Source organism: Acidipropionibacterium thoenii DSM 20276 (genome assembly GCF_000423445.1).
Lineage (GTDB): Bacteria > Actinomycetota > Actinomycetes > Propionibacteriales > Propionibacteriaceae > Acidipropionibacterium > Acidipropionibacterium thoenii.
Map to the genome: position 1 here is coordinate 22,263 of NZ_AUHZ01000012.1, position 22,864 is coordinate 45,126.

Below are 22,864 nucleotides of genomic sequence, written 5' to 3' on the forward strand. Positions count from 1 at the left end.
ACTAGCAGAACGCGATCTCAGCTGGCCGGCGCGGGGTCGGGGATGGACTGCGGGTCGCCGGGAAGCCTGTCGAGACGCCACAGGCCGACGGTGACATTGTCGAAGCCACCGCAGGCATTGGCGTAGTCGACCAGAGCCTGGGCGACATGATCGGGGTCGGGTTCGCCGTCGCTGCCCACGGGGGCCTCGCCGACGACCTTCCAGAACATCGTTGCCAACTCCGCAGGATCTGGCAGGTGGTTCCACAGCCCGTCGCTGCACACCATCACCCAGCCCGGGATCCTGGGCCGGTAGGCATGCACCCGCGGGTCCAGATCGGTGGCCCGGGCCCCCAGCCACTTGGTGATGGCATGGGCGCCGGCACCCGACTCGGCCTCCTGGCGGGACATTCCGAGATCGATCTGCGCCTGGGCGACCGAGTCGTCGACGGTCAGGCGTTGCTCGCGCCCCTCGGCGGGGAACCAGTAGGCGCGGGTGTCACCGATATTGGCCACCACGATCCGGTCGGCCGAGCAGATCGCAGTGACCAGGGTGCAGGCCCCGATCCCGCGGGGGCCGGGATGGTTCAGCACCGCCCGGTGGGCGTGGTGGACGGCATGGCCGAACAGTGAGACGACGGCGTCATCGGCGCTGGGAAGGCCCTGCGCCAGGCACCCGGTGAGGTAGCGGCAGGCCGAGCTCGCGGCGACCTCGGCGGCCTGCTCGGCGCCCTCGGTGGAGGAGACGCCATCGGCCACTACGATCACGGTATGACTGACATCGGCATCGACGTCGACGGCCAGAAAGTCCTGGTTGGTGGGGTGCCGCAGGCCGACATTGGTGGCCGCTCCGATATGCGTCGCGGCCTGGGCGGCCCGGGAGATGAGGATGCGGGAGTGCTCGGGTGGACAGGACTCTGGTGAGGTCATCGATGGTCTTTCCGTGGTACCGAGAACCGTCCCGCACCTTCGAGAAGGTGCGGGACGGTCATCATTCCGCCAGCCCTGATGAATCAGGCGATGCGAACGTTCTCGGCCTGCTGGCCCTTGCGGCCCTCGGTGATGTCGAACTCCACCCGCTGGCCCTCGTCAAGGGTCTTGAACCCGTCGGTCTGAATGGACTTCCAGTGGACGAAGACGTCCTCGGAAGCGTTCCCGTCGACGGCGATGAAACCGTAACCCTTCTCAGGGCTGAACCACTTCACGGTTCCCTGTGCCATGTGCACTCCTTGTCAGCGCTTTGGGGATACACCTCGTATCCCCAATGCCGGTCCCAACCCCGGCGACGCCAGTGATGAGCCGCAGCCCAGGATGCACCGGTTCCTCCGGTGCCCCCATTCTGCGAGACGGCGGCACTAGCTTCTCACATATTGGCCACGGTGCGGATATCGGGTCGCAAAAAAGTGTCGGTGACCGGTGGTGTGATGAGGGTATGAACCTGCAGGAACCCCACCCACCGGAGCAGACCGGACTGGATCGGGACGCCCGGCAGTCGGCAGCCCTGGCCGATCGGCACGACACCGTGCTGGTGCTCGGCGGTCCTGGCACCGGGCGCACCACGGTGTGTCTGGAGCGGGTGGCCGGGTATCTGACCCGGGGCGGACGGCTGGACCGTGCGGTGCTGCTCACCCACAGCCGTGGAGCCGCCCAGGAGCTGCGCAATGAGCTGCTGGCACGGGTCGGGGGAGCCCATCTCGCTCCGCGGGTGATGACGGTCCACGCGATGGCCGCCCGGGTCATCGCGGAGCACTCCGGACGGGCCTCGACCCTGCTCACCGCCCCCGAGCAGGAGTTCAGGATTCGCGAGCTGCTGGCGGGCTCCGACCTGTCGGGGTGGCCCGAACAGCTGCGGGCCAGCGCCGGGACCGCCCGTTTCGCCTCCGATCTGCGGGTCCTGGCGGCCGCGGTGCGCCAGGAGGGGCGCGACCCCCTCGACCTGGCCGAGCTCGGGGATCGGTTCGGGATCGAGTCCTGGTCGGTGCTCGGGCCCTTCCTGGCGGAGTACCTCGATGTCCTGGATCTCGAGCAGACCCTTGACTACGCCGAGGCGGTGCACCGGGCCCGGATCCTGCTCGCCGACCCCGAGGTGCTGGCCGCGGTGGTCTCCACCATGGACCTGCTGGTGGTCGATGACTTCGGGGAGTCCGATCCCTCCCAGGCCGGATTGCTGGCCGCCCTGACATCCGGTGGAGTCCCCACCCTGCTGGCGGTGGATCCCGATCAGACCGCTTTCGAGTTCCGCGGGGCGGTGCCCGACCGTCTGGAGGAGCTGACCGGACTGTTCCCGGATCTGTCGGTGCATCATCTGGTCACCGATCACCGCGGCGCCCCGGCGATCCACCATGTCGTCGAGGAGATCCGGGGGCGGTTGCCGCTGGTGCCGGCCAGCCCGCTGCTGCGGCGTCAGCCCACTGCCGCCGGCCGCGCCGACCGCCCCGGCGATGGCGCCGGAGAGGTGGACTGCATCCTGGCCCCCTCCGATGGCCGGGCGGTCCGGGAGCTCGCCGGCCGGCTGCGTCGGGCCCACCTGATCGACCACGTGGAGTGGTCCCAGATGGCGGTGGTCACCCGGCACGGCTCCGAGCTCGCGGCCCTGGCCGCGGTGCTGGCCAGTGAGGGGGTTCCGGTGCATCGCAGCAAGGAGGAGGTGACGCTGTCGGGGGTGCATGCGGTGCAGGTGCTGCTGACCGCGCTGAGCGCCTCGGCGAGCCTGGCCGATGGCCTTGATCCGCAGGCCGATGCCACCGTGGCCCTGCTGCGCGGGCCGATGTCGGGTCTGGACCAGGCCGTCTGGCATCGCATCGAACAGTGGTGCCGGGTGCAGCGGATCGGGCAGCTGGACTGGCCGGTCCTCACCGAGCGGCTGCTGGGGGCGGGAGTCGGGGCCGACTCCGGGCCCGTTCCAGCTCCGGGCCTGGCCCGTGCGGTGACACCGGCGCGGGATCTGGTGGCCCGGATCCGGCGGGCCGCAGACAGGCTCCGCACCGGGGCGGAGGTCCATGAGGCGCTGTGGGTGCTGTGGGGGGCGAGTGCCTGGGCGGCGCAGCTGAGGTCCCGGGCGCTCGCCGGTGACAGCACCGCCGACCGCGAGTTGGACGGACTGTGCTCGCTCTTCGACCTGGCCGAGCGCACTGCGACTCTCAACGGTGCAGCGGGGGCCAGACATCTGGTCGCGGCGGTCCGCCAGGAGACCATCCCCGCCGACCGCAGCCGCGAGTCCGACCGGGACCGGCTGGGGGTCAGTCTGCTCACTGCGCACCGTGCCAAGGGCCGCCAGTTCCAGGTGGTGGCTGTCACCGGACTTCAGGAGGGGAGCTGGCCGGCCCCCAACCACACCGGTTCGCTGGTGGCCGCCGACAGCTGGTCACCGCAGGGCCCGGTGCCGGCTCCCGGATGGCCCCAGACGGTTCGCGCAGAGCGCAGACTGTTGCTGCTGGCCTGTTCCCGGGCGCGCGATCTGCTGATCCTGGTCGCTGTCGAGGACTCCGAGAACGGCGTGCGGCCGTCGGCATTCCTCACCGAGATCGCCGCGGCGAGCACCGGTGGAGGGGAGGCGCAGCTGCTGGCCGGGGCCGGCTCGTCGAGCGCCGAGCTGCCTGCCCGATTCACCCGGATGTCGGATCTGGTGGGGCGGCTGCGCCGGGCTGCGACCTCACCGGCCAGCTCGGCGGCAGTGCGGGACCAGGCGGCCGAGATACTCGCCGAGCTCGCTTCCAAGGGGGCCGGACCGGCCCAGCCGGATCATTGGTGGGCCACCGGCTGGGACCCGGCGGTCACCGACCGCGACCAGGCCGGCATGGTGGCGCTCGGGAGCTCGGGATCTGCGGGGCAGGCCGGGGTCATCAGACTGGCGGCCTCCCATGTGGGGGAACTGCTGAGCTGCCCTCGTCAGTGGTTCCTGACCCGCCGCGGCGAGGTCTCGGGAGCAGCCAGCCCGCGCGCCGCGGCGGGCAGTCTGGTCCACCAGGTCGCCGCTCGGACGATGGCCCAGGGCTGGTCATTGCAGGAGGCCCGGGACCGGCTGAGCCGTGACTGGGCGGATCTGGAGTTCCCGATCGGCTGGCAGTCCGGGGTGGAGGAGGAGGGCGCCCAGCTGGCGATGGGCCGGCTGGACCGCTGGCTCCAGGGTCGCCCGGCCACTCTGGTGGGTACCGAGGTGGGCTTCGACCACACCTTCCAGCTGCCCTGCGGACCGGTGCGTTTCAAGGGCAGCATCGACCGGCTGGAGAGGGACCAGACCGGTCGGCTGGTGGTGGTCGACCTCAAGGCCGGCACCAGCACCTCCCCCCAGGTGGCGCGCTCGCATCTGTTGCAGGTCGGCGTCTACCAGGCGGTGGTGGCCGCCGGTGGCGTCCAGATGCTGCCGGATCGGCCGCCGGTGGCTGTCGGCGGGGCGGAACTGGTCTACCTGCGTCGTGGCGCGGGGCGCGGCGGGGCCGACCCGAAGGTGGTGCGCCAGCCCTCCCTGGCCGATGTGCCGTGGCCGCTGGGGGAGGACCGGCCGCTCGAGGACGGGATCCCCGACTGGATCCACGCCAGGATCGAGCAGGCCGCCCGGATCGCACTGTCGGGTCAGCTGCGCGCGGTGCCGAATCCCGGCTGCCCGTTCTGCCCGGTGCGCACCGGCTGTCCGGCTCTCACTCCTCCTGAGGATCTGCCGGCCGAGGAACTCAACCGTCTGCCACAGGAGAGCCGATGAGCACCACACAGACCGGTAGCCGCGTCCTGCTCACCGAGGTCTCACAGATCTGCGAGCTGCTGGACATCCCGTTCTCCGCCGAGCAGCTGGCGGTGATCGGAGCCCCGCTGGAGCCATCGGTGGTGATCGCCGGGGCCGGCACCGGGAAGACCACCGCGATGGCCGCCCGGGTGGTGTGGCTGGTGGCCTCCGGACAGCTGCGCGCCGATCAGGTGCTGGGCCTGACATTCACCCGCAAGGCCACCGCCGAACTGTCCGAGCGGATCGACGGGGCACTGCGACGTGCCGGGATCCTGGAGCCCGGGGATGCGCCGGCGACCGTGACGACCTATGACGGGTTCGCCGCCTCGCTGGTCGATGAGTACGGGGCGTGGACCGGGGTGGAGCCCGGCGCCCGGCTCATCACCCGGGCCCGCTGCCACCAGCTCGCCCTCGATGTGTTGGCCGGCCTGGAGGCCGCGCCGAGGATGGCGGGGCGACTGACGCCGGTCTCGATCGCCGGGGCGATGATCTCGCTGTCGGACCAGATGGCAGCTCACCTGGTCGATGTCGATCAGGTCCGCGACGCCGACCAGGCCTGGCTCCAGCAGCTGGACCGGGCTCCCACCGCGAGGGGAGGACGGACCTATGCCGACGTCTCCCACGCCATCGAGACGGTGACAGAACGCGAGGAGCTGCTCGGGCTGGTCGGCAGGTACCAGCAGCTCAAGGCCGATCGCGGCCTGGTGGAGTACTCCGATCGGATGGCCCAGGCCGTCGAGCTGGCCCGGGGCGCCCGACAGGTCGGGAGGGATCTGCGCAGCCGGTTCAAGGTGGTCCTTCTCGATGAGTACCAGGACACCTCCTCGGCCCAGGCCCAGCTCCTGATGGACCTGTTCACCGGGCCGGATCCGGACACCGGGATGGGCCATCCGGTGACCGCGGTGGGAGACCCCTTGCAGGCCATCTACGGATGGCGGGGGGCTGCGGCCAGCAACATCCTCAGCTTCGCCCGCCAGTTCCCGGTACCCCTCGGCGGCGGTGGATCACGACCGGCCAGCCAGTTCACGCTGTTGACCAACCGACGCTCCGGAACCCGGATCCTGGACTGCGCCAACGATCTGTCCGCCGACCTGAGGAGATCGGCGGCCGTGGCCGGTCGGGTCGGTGCGCTGAGAGCACCACAGGGCACCCGGGAGGGCCGGGCGCTGTGTCACGGCCAGCTGTCCTGGTCCGCTGAGTGCGCGTGGGTGGCCGACACCCTGGTGGAGTCCAGAGCCAGGGGAGTCATCGAGGCCTGGTCCCAGGCCGCCGTGCTGGTGCGTCGCAACTCCGATGTCACCGACCTGTACGCCGCACTGGTGGGACGCCAGATCCCAGCACTTGTCAGCAATCTGTCGGGCCTGCTCCAGGTACCCGAGGTGGCACTGGTGGTCGCCCATCTGAAGCTGTTGGCCGACCGGCGCGACAACCAGGCCTGGACCACCCTGCTCTCGGGCCCGAGACTGGGGCTCGGCCCCGCCGACCTCGCCGCGGTGGGATCCAGAGCTCGCGAGCTGGCCGGGGCCAGGGCTCGCCAGGACGGCCTGGCGGGCCGGGGCGGCCTTGAGGAGCGGCCGCAGCCCTACCTGGCCGATGCCGTCACCGACCCGGGTGAGCTGTCGCAGACTCCTCGGTTGGGTCCGGCGCTGGCCCGGCTGGCTGGGGAGTGCCGGGCGCTGGCGGCGCACGCCGTCGACGGTCCCGACGACCTCGTGCTGCGCATCCAGCAGGTCAGTGGTCTGACCGACGAGCTGGCCGCCGCTGAACCGGCCCGGAGGCACTCCGGCCAGGCCCATCTGGACTCCCTGTGGTCCGAGGTGCACGCCGCGATGCGTGACGACCCCGACCTCACCCTGGCCGGCCTGATCTCCTGGCTGGACGCCGAGCAGGAGTTCGGCGACGGGCTGGCCCGCAGCGCTCCCCGCAACCAGGACGCCGTGGTGATCAGCACCGTGCACGGGGCCAAGGGACTGGAGTGGCCGATGGTCATCCTGCCGGACATGGATGCCGGGGTCTTCCCCTCCACCCTGGCCCCGGACAATCACGTCACTCGCGCCTCGGTGCTGCCCTCGTCGATCCGGGGGGACGCCGGCTCGGTGGCCCAACCCGGTTCCGGCTCCCGCGAGGACCTCGCCCGCTACAAGGAGGATCTGGCCGTCGAGGCGCGAGGTGCCGAGGACCGGCTGGGATATGTCGCCCTGACCCGTGCCAGGGACCAGCTGGTGCTCGGCTGGCATCGCTGGCGGCCACCGGCGGTGCGCCCCAGGCTCGCAAGCGACTACGCGCTGGCGGTGGCCGCCCGGATGTCCCAGTGGGGTCTGGAGGTCTGCGAGCCGCCGGAGGCCGAGGAGACCCCCGACCAGGTCGCCGCGCTCACCGGGATCCCCTGGCCGCAACCGGCCGATCCCGATCACGCCGAACGGGTCAGGGAGCTGGCCGAGAGGATCAAGCGGGGGCCGCAGCCGCCCGCCGCGAGTCATGACGGCGCCATTCGGCTGCCCGACGATCCGGCGGAGGCAGCGTTGGTGGCCGGCTGGCGGCGCGATGCCGAACTGCTGATGGCGGCCTCCGACTCGGATCATCGCCAGGACTCCGGTGTGGTGCTGCCGATCGGCCTGACCACCTCCCAGCTGGTCGCCCTGCACGCCGACCGGTCTGAGTTCCTGGATTCGTTGCGACGCCCGATGCCGCGTCGGGTGCTGCCCGGCGCCGACATCGGTACCCGCTTCCACGAGTGGGTCGCCCGATACCTCCAACCCGAGGACCAGCAGTACCTGGTGCCCGTCGACGAGGACGGCGAACCTCTCGATGCCGCTGCCGGCGGCCGGCTCGATCCGGACCTGGAGGGGCTGCGGGCGGCCTTCCTGAGATCGCGGTGGGCCCGGGCCACGGCCATCGCGGTCGAGGAGCCTTTCGCCCTCACGGTGGCAGGACGAGTGATCCGCGGTCGGTTGGACGCCGTCGTTGAGGATCCCGATGATCCCGGCCGTCAGGTGGTGGTCGACTGGAAGACCTCGGCCCCGCACACCGCCGACCCGCTCCAGCTGTCGGTCTACCGGCTGGCCTGGGCAGGCGCCACCGGAGTCGATCCGGACCGGGTCAGTGCCGTCTTCCACCATGTCGGTGCCAACCAGACGATCGCCGCCCAGCCGTTGATGAGCCTGGCGGAGCTGGCCGGCGTCCTAGAGTTGCGGGAGTGACCGCGACCTCCCTGCCTTTCATCGGTGAGCCCGTTATCAACAGGTGCCATCTGGACCGTGACGACCCGGCGGCCAATGCCGCCCGGTGGGCCGATCCGTCAGCACTGCTGCTGACGGTCGGGGCGCACGACGAGGTGGTCGTCCAGCGCAGGCCGGTCGGGCCGGCTGCCGCGGCGGCCCGGTCGGCGCGCCGTGAACCCCCGGTCACGTTGGCTCCGGGGCCGACCGCAGGCGATCGCGACGATCAGCGTCAGCTGTTCATCGGGGTGGTGTCGGGCAGGCCGTGGTTCATCACCCGGGGCCGGCCTGTGCCCGGCCCCGGACAGCAGCTGGCCGCGGTGCGCTCACTGAGTCTGGATCCGGTGGACCGGGAGATCGTCTGGTCTGGCCTGGCAGCACTGCACTGGGCGGAGTCGCAGCCGCTGTGCCCCAGGTGCCACGGGTTGACCCGGGTCACCCCCGGCGGCCCGACCCGGATCTGCACCCGATGTGGCCGAGAGGTCTTCCCGCGCACCGATCCAGCGGTCATCTCAGCCGTCCTCGACCACGATGACCGGATCGTGCTGGGACGGCAGGCCCACTGGGAGCCAGGCCGGATGTCGGTGCTGGCGGGTTTCGTGGAGGCCGGTGAGGCCGCCGAGCACGCCCTGGTGCGTGAGGTCGCCGAGGAGACCGGGCTGCGGGTCGTCGCTGCCCGGTATCTCTCCTCCCAGCCCTGGCCCTTCCCACGGTCACTGATGCTGGGCTACGTGGCACGGGCCGAGGGGGTCATCGCGCTGGCCGACCACGAACTGGCCGAGGCCGACTTCTACTCCCGCGACCAGGTGCGCGAGCTGGTCGCTGCCGGCCGCCTCCAGCTGTCCACCCCGATGTCGATCGCCCGCTCACTGCAGGAGGCCTGGCTGGCCGACCGGCTGCCCGCCCCGGAATCGGGCACCGACCTCAGCGTGCCGTTGACTCACTGATCCGCTGCCAGCGCCCGGCCAGGCCGGACTGGCGTCTGGAGGGCTGGGAGATGGCGCGGGCCACCGACTCGCCGGTGGCGACCAGCACCAGACGGCGTCTGGCCCTGGTGATGGCGGTGTACAGCAGTTCCCGGGTCAGCAACGGCGACTCCGGGGGAGGCAGCACCACCGTCACCCTGGAGAACTGCGACCCCTGGGCCTTGTGCACCGTCAACGCCTCCAGGGGACGCAGTGAGGCCACCAGGGAGCAGGGCAGCCGGCGACTGGTGCCGCCGGGCCCGGGCAGCGCCACCATCGGCACCGGGTGCTCGGCGACCACCACCCCGCAATCGCCGTTGTTGACGTCGATCTGGCGGAGGTTCTGGTTGACGATCACCGGTTGGCCCAGCGACCAGCCGGCCCGCGAGGCGGGCCGGGCGGCGCCGCCCACCAGCTGGGCACTGGCCGCCTCCGCCATCTGCTGGGACCATCTGGAGACGCCGTAGGGGCCCTGCCGGTGGGCGCACAACAGCCGGTGCTCATCGACCAGGGCCAGGGCCTCATCGTCCTCACCGGCCTGCGCCAGCTCGGTCATCCGAGCGGCCACCGAGGCGATCTCATCGGCGACGCCGGGAAGGTCCGGCAACCCCAGGGTCGCCGGATCGGCCTGGACGAAGCAGATCGACTCTTCGCCGGTGGCCAGCAGTGCCAGGGCCTCATCGGCCCGACCCCGTCGCACCAGCTCGGCCAGCCGGGCCAGCGCACCACCGGACCGGTGGTTGCGGGTCAGGGTGGTGACCGGTAGCACCCCGGGTCCCAGCCGGTCGGCCGAGCCCACCACATCGGCCAGCACCGATCCGGCGTCCACCGAGACCAGCTGACCCGGGTCCCCCACCAGCACCAGGCGGGTGCGCGGGCCGATCGCCTCCAGCAGCCGGGCGGTCATCGGCAGCGAGAGCATCGAGGACTCGTCGATCACCACCACTCCCGCGGCGAGCGGGTCGCGCCGGTCGTGTCGGAATCCCCTTCCCGGGCCCATCGAACCCAGCAGGGCGTGCACCGTGGTGGCCTCCAGGGGCCCTGGGATCAGCTGCCGGGGCAGCAGCGCAGCGACCTCGGCGACGGCATCTCGCAGTCGGGCCGCGGCCTTGCCACTGGGAGCAGCCAGGCTGATCGGGCCCAACTGCGGGTCGGCGGCCACCAGCACCGCCAGGATCGCGCAGACCGCGGTGGTCTTGCCGGTACCGGGTCCGCCGGCCAGCACTGACAGACGCCGCCCGCAGGCATTGCGGGCGGCCTGCGCCTGGGCCGGGTCCAGGGCGATGCCGGCCCGGTCCAGGGCGGTGGTCACCGCCGTCAGAGCGGCCTGGTCGGCGCCGGCCGCCAGCGGCGGCGGGTCCGAGGCGATCCGGGCCATCAGCAGGGCCACCTGCTGCTCGGCCTGCCAGTAGCGCTCCAGATAGACCAGCCGGTGGTCCAGACGCAGTGCTCTTCTGTTGACCGGGGTGCCGGGATCACGGGCATCGCCGGATCTGGCGATCGCCGGACTGGCCTCCAGGGTGGCCAGCCAGTCGGTGGGCTCGGGCCACTGCAGGGCGCGGAAGGCGTCGATGACGGCCAGCTCCTGGGGTCCGGCGGCCGCCACCACGGCAGGATCGAGGAGCTCCCGGCTGACCTGCTCCGCGATCGTCGTCGGGTCCATCTGCACCGAGCCGTGCCGTACCTGCCGGCAGGCCAGAGCAGCGGCCAGCTCGACGGTCTCATCGGACTCCCCGCAGGCCCGGCAGGCCAGTCGTGCCAGGTGGATGTCGGCGGCGTCCAGCACTCCGGCCCGGGCGAAGTCCAGCAGTAGGCCGGTGGCCGAGATCGCAACCAGGTCAGTCATCGCGGCGTCCCGTCAGCAGCTCGGAGACCCGCACGATGAGCTCGGGTCGCGGGTACCAGGCGAATATCCCGTGGCCCTGCTCGGGGGTCATGCCGCGCACGAAGAGGTAGCCGACCCCGCCCAGGTGGCGAGCAGGGTCGTATCCGGACAGCCGGGCTGCCAGGAACAGGTGAAGCGCGGCGCTGTAGAGAATTGCCTGGAGGGGGTAGTGCGAGCCGATCATCATCGCGGCCATAGCCGGCTGGTCGTAGCTGTCGGGGGTGAGGGCCGTACCCGGCGGCATCGGCACCCGGTTGGTCTTGTAGTCGATGATGACGTGACGTCGATCCGGCAGTCGCAGCACGGCGTCCAAGGAGCCGGTGAGGAACCCGGCGAGCAGTCGATCGGCGGCCGGTGAGGCGGCCAGCACCGCTCCGTAAGTGGCCAGCGGGTCCTCGGGGGGTACCAGTCCCGGATCCGCCAGTGCGGCGGCGATACCGGCCAGCGAGGCGGCGCGCTCGGAACTGTCGGCCATCGCCAGTTCGAAGTTCAGCTCGGCGAGCCGATTGCCCGGGCCGATGTCGCACAGTCGCAGGTCCCCGGTGAGGGGCCCCAGCGGGGTCCGCATGACATCGGTGAGCCCCTGGGCGAGCTGGGGCGCGGTGACCCCCTCCAGCGGGGTCTGCGCCAGCGCCTCGGCGGTGCGGGTGCCGACGTCCTCGGCCAGCCCCTCGGAGAGCGGCCGGACACGTTCCAGGATGGCGTGCACCAGGGTGCCGAAGGCGGTGCCACCGGGCATCGCGCACAGACCGGCCCCGGTCCCGTCGGCCGACCCGGCGGTGTCCCCAGGCTGCGGGGCGGGGTCAGTGGCCTCCTCGGGTTCGTCCAGCCCACCGGTCTGGTCCTCACCCCGACCGTCCGGCGTCCGGCCGACCGACGACTGGCCGTCCGCCAGGGGCTGGTCGGCAGCCAGCTGCCCGAGGTCGCTGTGCAGCCCCTCGGTGAGTCCCGAGTAGGAGGTGCGCCCCCAGTCCCGGTCTATCCGCCGGTCCAGGACACGAGCCGCGACGTCCGGTGCCCCGACGACCTGGGCGGCCCGCCGCAACAGCATCTGGCGGGGGACCTGGACGACATCGAGCAGGTCGGGATCCAGCCAGCCCAGCCGTGACGGGTCGATCTCGCCATCTCCTGGACCCGGCGTCCGGGCCGAGTGGTGGTCGAAGCACAGCAGCCGGTGCAGCGGCGAGCCGCGGTGCTGGCGGCGGTCAGGTGTCCACCACAGCCTGACCGCCGAGCGGGCCCGCGTCATCCCGACATACAGCGTGCGCAGGTCCTCGGCCCGCTGATCGGCCAGGTGGGACTGCCACACCTGGTCGCGGCCCGGGCCCTGGTCTCCCAGATCCAGCAGTCTGCGGCCATCGTGGTGCCAGACCATCGGCTCCTGGTGGTCGCGGAGGGGCCAGCTGCGGGCGGCGTCGGGCAGCAGCACGACCGGGAATCCCAGGCCCTTGGCCTGATGGATGGTCATGATGGTCACTGCCCTGCGGTCGGTCTCCAGACGCCGCGGCGACTCCACCGAGGAGCTGCCGGCCCGGTCCCTCAACCACTCGGCGACGGTGGCCGGGGAGGCCGGTGTCCGGTTCAGCGAGTCGTCGGTCTGGGCGGCCTGGGCGATCTGCCGCAGGTCGGTGAGGTAGCGCTCGCCGCCCGCCCCCGCCAGCATCGTCGTCATCACCCCCGGCCGCCGCAGCGCCTCGTCGACGACTCCCCAGACCCCCAGGTCCGGCCAGCGGCGGGCCCACGAGCCGATCGCCACGGCCAACTCCGGGCGGACCCGGGATGCCGCCCTGACCAGTTCCTCGGGGCGTCCGCCCCCCAGTGGGCACAGCGCCAGCCTGGCCAGCACCGCTGGATCGATGAGGGTCAGGGCGTCCAACAGGTCGATCAGATCCGTCGCCGCGCTGGACCGCCAGACCGACTCGTCGCCACTGAAGACCGCCGGCTGGCCAGCCGCGGTGAGGGCCTCGCGGATCTGGGAACCTCGCTTGCGGGTGCGCACCAGGATGGCGATGTCAGGGGCGGTCAGCGACCTCGCGGCGCCCCGCTCGTCGACCCAGGTCGACCCGCCGTCCAGCATCATGACGACCTGATTGGCCAGATCCTCGGCCACCAGACGGTCCGCGGTGAGGCTGTCCATCGTGCTGGTCCCCTCGGTGCGGATGCACCTGAGCTGGACCGGGTGGGACCAGTCGTAGTGGTGTGCGGCAGCGGTGTCGCCGGCCAGCCGGGAACCGGTGTGCCAGGCCCGCACCGGGGTCACCCGGATCCGCGGGTCGCCCAGCAGGGCCGGGCCGAAGAGATGGCCGATTCCGGCCACCACGGGCGCATCGGTGCGACGGTTGACATCCAGCGCGAGGACCCTGTCGACCCGGTCGGCGGCATCCAGGTAGGAGTGGATGTCGGCTCCTCGGAAGGCATAGATCGACTGCTTCGGGTCGCCGATCAGCCACAGGTCGACCCGACCGCGGAAGGCCCGGTCCAGGACCTGCCACTGCAGCGGGTCGGTGTCCTGGAACTCGTCGACCATCACCAGGGCGAACCGCCGGGCCAGGGTCGCCACCGCAGCCGGTCCGCGCAGCGGATCCGCCAGAGCGGCGGCCAGATCGGCGATCAGGTCGTCGAAGGTGTGCCAGCGCTCGGCATGGGCCCGCTGCCCGACCCGGTCCCTCAGCTGCCGGGCCAGTCTCATCCGCTGGACCGAGCGGGAGGTGCTGACCTGTTGGCCGAGCTCCACCTCGCGGTACTGCACGGCGACCTCGCGTGCCAGCCTGAGGGTTGCTGCCGGAGCGGGCGGATCGGTCTGGTCGAGGTGGCTGGCCAGGTACAGATCGGCGGCCACCTGATCGGCCAGCGGGCCGGCATCCGCCAGCAGCCGCGAGGACGGGTCGTGGTCGGCCAGCACCCCCAGCTCGGCGAGCATCCGGGAGGAGAACTCGTGGGTGGTGGTGATGGTGGCGTCCTCGAAGTGGTCTAGGGCCGCTGTCAGCCGGGCCGCCATCGTGGCACGGATCTGGCGCGGGGCGGCGACCAGCACGGTGTCGAGTTCATCCAGCTCGCGGTGGTCGGCGACCTGGTCGGCACCACTCAGCAGCCGGTGGGCCCTCACCAGCCGGGAGTGCACCCTGGAGCGCAGCTCACGAGCTGCTGAGCGGTTGAAGGTCACCAGCAACAACTGGTCGGTCCGCACCTGCCCGGCGGCGATCGCTCGGGTCACTACTGCGGCGATCGCCCAGGTCTTGCCGGTACCGGCACTGGCCTCCAGCAAGGTGGTGCCGTGCGGCAACTCGGCGGTGATGTCGAATGCTGCGGGGAGCGCAGAGGTCGGCTGTGGAGTCGGATCGGTCATCGGAACTCTCCAGCGCTCGGTGCCACGGGCAGGCGCCCGGCAGCGGCGGCCACCGGCTCCAGGAACCAGCCGGCCAGATCCTCGGCCGAGCAGCCCAGGGCCTGGCAGCCGGCCTGCAGGCTGGCCTGGTCGTCGTCGAGGAAGACAGCCCAGTCGGCGTCGAACTCTCGGGCCCAGGCGACCCCGACTCCCGACCGCCCGGACCGCCAGTCGGGCCGGGGGGCGGGCAGCAGCCCCGACAAAGCGGCGAAGGTGCGAATCGCCAACGGGACCAGCTGCTGGCCCGACCACCAGGCGGCCCGGGCCAACCCGGACAGCAGATGCTGGGCCCGATCGGAGTCCGGGGCGACCAGCTGCCAGGGTGTGGAGTCGCACACCAGCACCCCTCGCCACGAGCCCGGCCAGCTCGCCGCCACGGCCAACAGCTCGATCCACAGGCTCAACAGGTCCCGGGCGGAGGCGCGGGAGGGGGAGGAGCGCACCACGGTGTCTCCCCAGACCCTCACCCGTCCCGCCAGGCGCAATGGTCGGGAGGGATCCATCAGCCGGCCCGGGGGCCACGACAGCGGGGGCAGGTCTCCGTCTGACAACTCGGCTGAGACGGCGACCAGACTCTCCGGACCGGTCCGGCGGGCTCGCCGGGTGGCGGCGAGAATGGCGCTGGCACGATCGAGCTGGGAGTTGAGGGCGCCCAGTCCGATATTTCCCGGCGGGGTCGAGCCGCGTAACCGTTCGGCAGTGCGCGCATCGGCGGGGGAGGCGCCCAGCTCAAGGTCATTGAGGAGCCTGGCCCGCACCCCGTAGCCCTCCAGCGGGCCGAGCTCCAGGGGCAGCTCGTCGGCCGGTTCCTGGTGCCAGCTGCGGGTCCCGGTGCCCAACCGGGAGCGCAGCAGAGCCCGCGCCGGATGGGCCAGCACCGCGGCCAGCTCCGCCGGGCTCCAGATCCCGGAGCCCACCGTCTCAGGGGCCGGCAGCAGCGGAGCGCCGTGGTGCCGGTCGAGTGGGTCGAGGGCGGGACCGGTGTCCGGCCGATGGGCGGCCCGGGCCGCGGCGGCACAGACCGGGTCGAAACTGCGCCAGCCATCGGCGGCGGCGAACTCGCTGGCCGAGAAGGGTTGAAGGCCGTGCCAGACGTGCACCGATGAGGGTTCGACTCCCAGATCGCTGAGCCGCTGGTCGAGAGCGGTGCTGAAGGGTCCCGGCAGCACCGGCTGGTTGGTCACCGGATCGTAGGCCTGGCGCACCACGACCAGCCGGCGTCGCGCCATCGCCATCGTGTCGAACAGCATCTGGCGGGCCAGCAGTCCAGGATCGGCGTCCGTCTCGTCGTGGTCGCGGAGCCCGCTCAGCGGGTCGGGATCCAGGTCGCTGGAGTCGGGTTCGACGAGGATCACCACCTCATGGTCGATCGCGTCCAGATCGGCGGGCGAACAGATGTGGGTGCTGCCGTCGAACCAGATGGGCGAGCGGATCTCGGCCATCCGGTCGGCCAGGATGCCGGACACCTGACTGATCTCCAGCACCTCCTGGGGCCTGGTGGCCACCAGCTGGGACAGCGCGCCGACGGTGGCCGGGCCCTGCCAGGCCTGTCCTGGAGCGGGTTGGGTGAGCTCCCCGACGATCCGTGCCAGCCGCCGGGTCCACTGCTGGGCGGTGGCCGGTGCCTGACAGTCGGCGATCGCCCGGCGCAGCCTCGAGACCAGTTCGGCCAGCCGTCCGACCAGATCGATGTCGGCGGACTCCACCCCGTCGATCGGGGTCACGGTGGCCAGCCATCCCGGTGGGACCGACGACATCGCAGCCGCCAGCAGCATTCTCTCCACCCCGGCCAGCCAGGTGGACTGCCGGGCGCCGGCCAGCCCGGCACGGGATCTGGCTGCGGCGTCGATCCCCCATCGGATCCCGGCATCGGTGACCAGTCGGGCGATGTCGGCCAGATCATCGGCCGTGAAGGAGAACCGCCGCGCCACCGACGGCATCGAGGCCAGTTGCACCAGTTGTGAACCCCCGGCCCGCGAGGATCCCAGCCCGAGCACCTGGACGACGGCCTGGGCGACCGGGTTGCCGGCAGCCGATGCGGGTGCCTGGATCCGCAGCGAGCGAGCCGGGTGACCGCCTGCCAGGCCGGGATCGGCGGGAGACAGCAGAGCACCCAGCAGCACCTGATGGAGCCGGCGGTCCGGGCAGACGATGACGACGTCGCGGGGCTCCAGGCCGGGCAGTTCGGCATAGGCCTGGCACAGCACATCGCGCACCACCTCGACCTGCCGGTCGGCACCGTGGCAGGCGTGGACCGCCACAGTGCCATCGGCGACCAGCTTCGACCTGCCGGGGCCCTCGGCCGGTGTGCCGACAGGCCCCGGCAGTGCCGACAACAGGGTGACCGGCGGCCGGCCCCTCAGACTCTCGGGTACCTGCGCCGGCCGGGGCGGTGCCGACTGCACACGGGCGGCGAACTGCTGCTGCCAGCTCCTCAGTGAGGCCGACCGCACCTGGTTGAAGGCGGCCCAGGCCGGCGGCACGGCGTCGGGGCGGGGGTGGCCATGGTCCAGATGCACCACCCGGGTGGGCAACCGGGCCCCCAGTGCCAGGGCCAGCTCACGGATCGGTGCTCCGGTGCAGGGTCCGGCCAACCAGACGCACCGGGACCAGCCCAGATCCAGACTCGAATCGGCCAGCGCGGCCATCAGCCGGCGGTGCCTGGCGAGCGGGTCATCGATCTCCAGCCCCTCATCCAGCAGCGCCCTCCACAGCGGCGGCCACCAGGAGCGGGCGGGGTCCACCGGTTCGCCGTCGGCCCCCTGCGCACCGCCGGCCGCCCAGTCGGCCAGCAGCTGGGGCAGCTCGAGGGCCAGTCGGGCGAACACCGTGGCGGTGCGCCAGGCCGCCTGCCAGCCGGGGTTGATGGTCCCCTTGGCCGTCATCGCCTCCAGATGCTGCCGGACCGGTTGCGTCCACGGTTCCTCGCTGGTCTGGAGGATCTCCTGGATCCGTGCCGCCAGCGGTTGGGGTCGCCAGGGATCCGAACCGGTGTCCAGACCGAGCAGTCGGGACTCCAGAATGCTGCGCAGCCGAGCCTCAGGCACACCCGACAGACCGACCGCCACACCCTCACGGCGAGCCAGCTGCTGCGCGATCGCCCGTGAGTGGGCTCGGGAAGGGACCACCAGCAAGGGCATCCGGAAGGGGTCCTGAGATACCCCGCGGGCATCGGTGAGGCCCGCCAGGACGGCAGCGACGGCATCGGACCAGCAGCCCACCAGGCTCAGGTCAGCCCGCTCGGCGGGCGGATCGAACTCCCGGTCATCTGACATCTGGCCTCCTGCGGTGCTGTCCTGACCATATCGTCCGGGTGCCTGCGGCCGGGATGGCCGCGACGGCCTCGCAGCAGGACTGTCGGTCCCAGCGCCTAGGGTTCACCCGTGACATGTGATGCCCCGCCCGAACAGATCCTCACGGCCCTGGACCCTGAGCAGCGTCAGGTGGCCACCACCTTCGGCGCCCCGGTCTGCGTGGTTGCCGGGGCGGGTACCGGCAAGACCCGTGCCATCACCCACCGGATCGCCTACGCCGCCGCGACCGGACGGGCCGATCCACGCCGCACCCTTGCGGTCACCTTCACCACCCGGGCGGCCGGCACGATGCGATCCCGGCTGGCAGGCCTGGGGGTGGCCGGGGTCCAGGCCCGGACCATCCACTCGGCCGCGCTGCGCCAGATCCGGTACTTCTGGCCGAGGGCCTACGGCTGCGAACTGCCGCAGGTCTCCGAGGCCCGTTTCAAGATGGTGGCCGATGCCTCCCGCAGAACCGGGCTCAGCGTCGACACCGCGTTGATCCGCGATCTGTCCGCGGAGCTGTCCTGGGCCAAGGTGAGCAATATCAGCGCCGACCAGTACCCGGCTCTCGCCAGGGCCGCCGGCAGAGTGGTCGGAGGGGTCTCGGCGACCACCGTGGGGCGGGTGCTGTCGGGCTATGAGGCAGTGAAGAGGGAGGCCGGGGTCATCGATCTGGACGACATCCTGCTGTGTGCTGTCGGCCTGCTCGACGACCGCCCGGAGATCGCCGCCGCGATTCACGACCAGTACCGCCACTTCGTCGTCGACGAGTACCAGGACGTCTCCCCGATCCAGCACACCCTGCTGGAGCTGTGGTTCGGTGGCCGCGACGACGTCTGCGTGGTCGGGGACCCGCACCAGTCCATCCACGCCTTCGCAGGAGCCCGAGCCAGCTATCTCACCGGCTTCGTCGCGGAGCATCCCGGTGCGATCCGGCTCGAGCTGGTGCGCAACTACCGATCGACCCCGCAGATCGTCGACCTGGCGAATGCCGTCCTCGGCAGCCCGGCCGGCGCGCAGACTGCCGGGGGAGTCCGGCTGGTCTCCCAGGCCTCCGACGGCCCCGAGCCGCAGTTCGAGGTCTTCGCCGATGAGACCGCCGAGGCGGCCGGGGTGGCCCGATGGCTGAACGACCTCCACGGACAGGGGGTGGGCTGGTCGGAACTGGCCGTGCTGCACCGGGTCAACTCCCAGGCCCCGGCGATCGAGAGCGCCCTGAGTGGGCTGGGGATTCCCTACCTGGTCAAGGGGGCCGAACGGTTCTATGACCGTCCGGAGGTGCGCCGAGGGCTTCGTCTGGTGGCGAGCAGGGTACAGCAGAGCCCGGGGGAGCCGGGGCTCGGGCTGGTGGACACCGAGGAACTGCTGAGATCGCTGGGATGGTCGGAGCAGGCCCCCGAGGGCCAGGGCAGCGTCAGGCAGCGCTGGGAGTCCCTCCAGGCACTGCACGATCTGGCCGAGAGGCTGATGTCGGAGCAGTCGCAGGCACGGCTGGCCGACGTCGACGCGGCCCTGCGCCAGGCAGCCCAGTTGCAGCAGGCCCCGGCGGTCGACGGGGTGACGATCTCGACGATGCACGCCGCGAAGGGGCTGGAGTGGCGTGGCGTGGCCCTGATCGGGGTCTCCGACGCGATGGTGCCCTTCATGATGGCCACCCGGACCGAGGAGCTCGCCGAGGAGCGGCGTCTGCTGCATGTCGCGGTGACCCGCGCCGGACGACATCTGTACATCAGCTATGCCCGCAACAGCACCGCCAAGGGCCGCCACGGGATCTCCCGCTACCTCAGGGGACTGCCGGGCACCCCGCAACAGCCGGCCGAACGCCCTGCGGCCGCCAGACACCGCACCGTCAAGGTGGCCAACTGCCGGGTCTGCGGAGGACCGCTGACAGCCGCCGCCGACCGCAAGCTGGGTCATCACATGGCCTGCGAGGTCGACGTCGACCCGCAGGTGGTCGACAGGCTGCGCTCCTGGCGGCTGGACCGGGCCCGCCGCGACAAGGTCCCGGCATTCGTGGTGTTCACCGACGCCACCCTGCTGGCGATCGCCGAGCAGCTGCCTGCCGGGCCCCAGCAGCTCAGCCGGATCAGCGGTATCGGGCCGGCCAAGATGGAGCGTTACTGCGATGAACTGCTCGAGGTCCTCGACCAGTTGCGCAGCTGAGCCGCGCCGGCATCGCCGCGTCACGCCGCCCGGTCCCGGCGATCTCGGCACCGCCGGCAGCCGGGCTCGGCATCCAACTGTGTGAAGCCGGCCTCGCGGACCGTCCAGGAGCCCCAGCTGGGCGACTGCCAACCCTGGCAGCCGGCTCCCTGATCGACCAGCCGGCGCAGGCTCTCCGCCAGCCATCGTCGCGGCGCCCAGCCGGGAGCCGAGCCGGTGAGGGCGACCGCGGTGTGAGGCCACAGCGGGTCGCGTCGAGCCATCGCGATGTCCAGGCAGTCCTGACAGCCCGGCCTTCCGGCCAGGCTCACCGGCCCCAGCCAGGCGCCGCAGGGGCCGGCCCATGCCAGTATCACCGGGATGGCACGGTCCTGGCACAGGTGCACCGGCTCGCGCAGTCCCAGCGGATCCCTGGGACAGACCACCACCAGGTCGGGGCGCAGGCGTGAACCGGACTCGGCGAGAAGGGACCAGTGGCCGCCGGGACGGGACCGCCCCGGGCCGTCGCCCAGCTCCACCACCAGAGCTCCCGGCACCGCACGGATGGCCTGGCTGACGTCGGCGGCCAGCGGACCCGCACCCACCACCACGACACTGGCGGTCCGGGCGGGTCTCAGCACACCCAGCTGCGACATCACCTGGAGCACCTGCTCGGGCAGCGCCCCGCGGACCAGGGCCTCGCGGGGAATCCCACGTAGCAGGAAGGAACGGCCGTCGGGGCACAACAGGCGCAGCCCATGTGGCACCTCGGCGATCTCGCAGGCCAGGACGAGCCGGCGCGCAGTGAACTGGTTGACCGTCATGGCCGGATCCTGCCGGGGCCGGGTGGCGGCCCGCCAGAGCCGGCCGGCGATGGGATACACCCTGGACCACACCGACAACACATCGCAGGGTCCGGACAACACCTGTGACAACACCGCCGCAGAGCAGCTGCCCGGCGTCCGGGTGGAGTGAACCCCCGGCGTCGTGGTGTGTGCCTTCCCCTGCACACATCTCGCCACCGGGGGTCTGCCCACACACTAGAGCTGAACCGCCGTCCGGTCAACGCGGGCCGCGCCGTGCCGGGAGCAGCGCCGCGGGAGCAGAGAAGTGTCGGTCCCAACGGTCATGATGGAGTCATGACCGAGCAGCCCAGGGTTGTCATCCGACGCAGCCAACGCCGCCGACGCACCATCTCCGCCAGGCGTGAGGGGGACGCGATCCTGGTGATGGTGCCGGCCGGGATGGATCCCGGCACCGAGCAGCACCAGGTCGATGCCCTGGTCGACAAGGTGCTCAGGAAGGAGGCCCGCAGCCGAGTGGCGGCGGATCCCGTCGAGCTGACCGCACGCGCGGGACTGCTGGCGGCCCGCTACATCGAACCAGTGATCGGCTCGCGGCTCAGTCCTCGACGGGTGCGCTGGGTCTCCAACCAGGATCACCGGTGGGCCTCCTGCACCCCGGACACTGGCGAGATCCGACTGTCCGATCGGATGGCCGGTTTCCCCTCCTGGGTCGTCGATCACGTGCTCATCCATGAGCTGTGCCACTTGGTCCACCCCGACCACAGCCCCCAGTTCAGGGCCCTGGCGATGGCTCATCCCAGGGCCGAGGAGGCGGAGGGTTTCCTGGCGGGGTGGTCGTGGGCGACCCACCGGCCGATTTCTGAGCACCCCGCTCTCAACGACGATCTGGCCCTCGGCGACCCGGCCCGCAGCTGACCGGCCGGAATCAGCCCTGCGGCTGGGCTCCGCCCTCCGGGTCCCCGCCACCCTCGGAGCGCAGCAACTCCTCCAGTTCGGCGTCCAGGTTCGCGGTCACCTCATCGTCAGGATGGGTCGACTCCCCGGAGACGTAGCCCAATGGGTCGTCGAGATCGGTGGTCGTCGGCATCATGTCGGGATGGTGCCACACGGCGTCACGCCCGACGGTCCCGCGGGCATCGCGCAGTGCCGCCCACAGGTTGGCGGCGTCGCGGACCCGCCGCGGGCTCAGCTCCAACCCGAGAAGGGATGAGAAGAAGGCCTCGGCGGGCCCGGAGGTCGCCCGGCGGCGCCGCACCGCCTCCTCGAGCTGGGCGTGCTGGGGCATCCACAGACCCGCCACCTGGCTGGTCACCTCGTCGACCCAGCCCTCGATGAGGGCCAGCAGGGTCTCCAGGCGCGAGAGCACGCCCTCCTGCTCGGGGGTGCGGGTCGGCTCGAAGAGCCGACCCTGGAGGCGCTGGGACAGTTCCTGGATCTTGTCGGGGGTCAACTGGGCCAGGTCCTCCACGTCGACGGCGTCCTCGATCGCCGAGGAGTCGATCCTGATGCCGCGGGCGTAGTGCTCGACCAGGGCCAGCAGCTGGGGTCCCAGCCAGCCCACCGCGTTGAACAACCGCTGGCGGGCCGCCTCGCGCAGCACCAGGTAGATCTCGATGTCGCGAGGATCCAGATCCAGATCATTCCAGGCCGCTGCGATGTTGGAGGGAAGCAGCACCACCTGGGCCCTCGGCAGCACCTGAAGGCCGACCTCGGTGCCGCTCACGGTGGTCACCGCCAGCCCGGCCAGACCCTCCGCCAGTTGGGAACCGTAGAGCATCGAGGCCATCTGCTTGAGCACCGGGCCCATCATGGCGCCCAATGCCATCATCGGATCGGTGGCATCCGGGGTCTCCGGGGAGTCGGGGGCCAGTAGACCGGTCATCGCCTCGGTCAGCGACGTCAACACCGGTTCGACCACCTTCTGCCAGGCTCCGAAGGTGTTCTCGATCCAGTCGGCCCGGCTCCATGCCTCGGGCTGGGCGGAGACCTGGGCGAACTCGCATGCCTGGTCCAGCCAGCTCTCCACCAGCCGGGAGGCGTCCAGCAGCGGAGCCCGGTCGCCGCGTCCCGGGGTGGGGTCGGGGCCCTTGGTGGCCGCCACGTGGCGGGCCAGGTCCTTGATCCGGTTCCAGTCCACCGAGTTCGCGGCGCCGGGTTGCTGGCCCGGTGCCTGGAATCCCACCGGGGCAGCGGTGCCGGGTCCCGACAGCCCCTGCAGCATCTGGGCGAGCTGGGCCATGAAGGTGCTGGGATCGCCCTGCATCCCGATCCCCAACTGCTGCATCATCCGGCGGAACTGCTCGGCCATGTCATCGGGATCGGGCTGACCCGCATTGGGGGTCGAGTCGTGCGGACCGTCGTTCATGCCCATCTCCTGAAGTCTGATTCCTCTGGGGTTCACCCAGTCTAGAGAGCAGGTGACAGGACCCATAGTGGTCCCCGGGGCCGAACCTCTCCGCCTGCCGCTGA

At 71.6% G+C, this 22,864-nt stretch carries 13 protein-coding genes; 6 read left to right on the forward strand and 7 right to left on the reverse strand.

The window, feature by feature from the left end; genetic code table 11:
- Positions 1 to 17: 17 nt before the first annotated feature.
- Together G554_RS0105245 and G554_RS0105250 are read right to left on the reverse strand one after the other, a co-directional pair.
- Positions 18 to 908, reverse strand: a complete 891-nt coding sequence (locus G554_RS0105245) for a PP2C family protein-serine/threonine phosphatase (RefSeq protein WP_027587081.1) — start codon at positions 906 to 908, stop codon at positions 18 to 20.
- An 83-nt stretch (positions 909 to 991) separates the two neighbouring features.
- Positions 992 to 1,198, reverse strand: coding sequence for a cold-shock protein (locus G554_RS0105250; protein WP_027587082.1), 207 nt, complete (start codon positions 1,196 to 1,198; stop codon positions 992 to 994).
- A gap of 212 nt (positions 1,199 to 1,410) precedes the next feature.
- On the opposite strand from G554_RS0105250, the gene G554_RS0105255 reads away from it, so the two are divergent.
- Genes G554_RS0105255 through nudC form a run of 3 tightly spaced genes read left to right on the forward strand, consistent with a single transcriptional unit; the run spans position 1,411 to position 8,863 of the window.
- A complete protein-coding gene (locus tag G554_RS0105255) occupies positions 1,411 to 4,677 on the forward strand; it encodes an ATP-dependent DNA helicase (RefSeq protein WP_051232496.1) in 3,267 nt (1,088 codons plus the stop codon).
- Positions 4,674 to 7,898 carry an ATP-dependent helicase gene (locus tag G554_RS0105260; RefSeq protein WP_051232498.1) on the forward strand — a complete coding sequence of 1,075 codons (3,225 nt, stop codon included), beginning with the start codon at positions 4,674 to 4,676 and terminating at the stop codon, positions 7,896 to 7,898. The genes G554_RS0105255 and G554_RS0105260 overlap by 4 nt, the downstream gene beginning before the upstream one ends.
- Positions 7,895 to 8,863: an NAD(+) diphosphatase gene (nudC, locus tag G554_RS0105265; protein WP_027587085.1), complete on the forward strand. Its 969-nt coding sequence runs from the start codon at positions 7,895 to 7,897 to the stop codon at positions 8,861 to 8,863. The genes G554_RS0105260 and nudC overlap by 4 nt, the downstream gene beginning before the upstream one ends.
- Here the strand turns inward: nudC and recD are convergent.
- The 3 genes from recD to G554_RS14870 are packed head-to-tail and all read right to left on the reverse strand — an operon-like array spanning position 8,841 to position 17,426.
- A complete protein-coding gene (gene recD, locus G554_RS0105270; protein WP_027587086.1) occupies positions 8,841 to 10,727 on the reverse strand; it encodes an exodeoxyribonuclease V subunit alpha in 1,887 nt (628 codons plus the stop codon). The two genes, nudC and recD, sit on opposite strands and share 23 nt — an antisense overlap.
- Complete coding sequence (locus G554_RS0105275; protein ID WP_051232501.1) at positions 10,720 to 14,112, reverse strand: UvrD-helicase domain-containing protein; 3,393 nt, start codon at positions 14,110 to 14,112, stop codon at positions 10,720 to 10,722. The genes recD and G554_RS0105275 overlap by 8 nt, the downstream gene beginning before the upstream one ends.
- Positions 14,109 to 17,426: an exodeoxyribonuclease V subunit gamma gene (locus G554_RS14870; RefSeq protein ID WP_051232503.1), complete on the reverse strand. Its 3,318-nt coding sequence runs from the start codon at positions 17,424 to 17,426 to the stop codon at positions 14,109 to 14,111. Before G554_RS14870 ends, G554_RS0105275 begins: the two co-directional genes overlap by 4 nt.
- 108 nt (positions 17,427 to 17,534) lie before the next feature.
- Here G554_RS14870 and G554_RS0105285 point away from each other — a divergent pair, with 108 nt between their 5' ends.
- Positions 17,535 to 19,610 (forward strand): ATP-dependent DNA helicase UvrD2, encoded by a 2,076-nt coding sequence (locus G554_RS0105285; protein WP_027587088.1) that lies wholly within the window; start codon positions 17,535 to 17,537, stop codon positions 19,608 to 19,610.
- Between the two features lie 20 nt (positions 19,611 to 19,630).
- Here the strand turns inward: G554_RS0105285 and G554_RS0105290 are convergent, their stop codons facing one another.
- Positions 19,631 to 20,413, reverse strand: a complete 783-nt coding sequence (locus tag G554_RS0105290) for a hypothetical protein (protein ID WP_027587089.1) — start codon at positions 20,411 to 20,413, stop codon at positions 19,631 to 19,633.
- On the opposite strand from G554_RS0105290, the gene G554_RS17565 reads away from it, so the two are divergent.
- Together G554_RS17565 and G554_RS14875 are read left to right on the forward strand one after the other, a co-directional pair.
- Complete coding sequence (locus tag G554_RS17565; RefSeq protein WP_154654184.1) at positions 20,412 to 20,564, forward strand: hypothetical protein; 153 nt, start codon at positions 20,412 to 20,414, stop codon at positions 20,562 to 20,564. The genes G554_RS0105290 and G554_RS17565 overlap by 2 nt on opposite strands.
- Positions 20,565 to 20,728: 164 nt before the next feature.
- Positions 20,729 to 21,310, forward strand: coding sequence for a M48 metallopeptidase family protein (locus G554_RS14875; protein WP_071162161.1), 582 nt, complete (start codon positions 20,729 to 20,731; stop codon positions 21,308 to 21,310).
- 10 nt (positions 21,311 to 21,320) lie between these two features.
- On the opposite strand, the gene G554_RS14880 is transcribed toward G554_RS14875, so the two are convergent.
- Positions 21,321 to 22,760 carry a zinc-dependent metalloprotease gene (locus G554_RS14880; protein ID WP_036924748.1) on the reverse strand — a complete coding sequence of 480 codons (1,440 nt, stop codon included), beginning with the start codon at positions 22,758 to 22,760 and terminating at the stop codon, positions 21,321 to 21,323.
- Positions 22,761 to 22,864 lie beyond the last annotated feature (104 nt).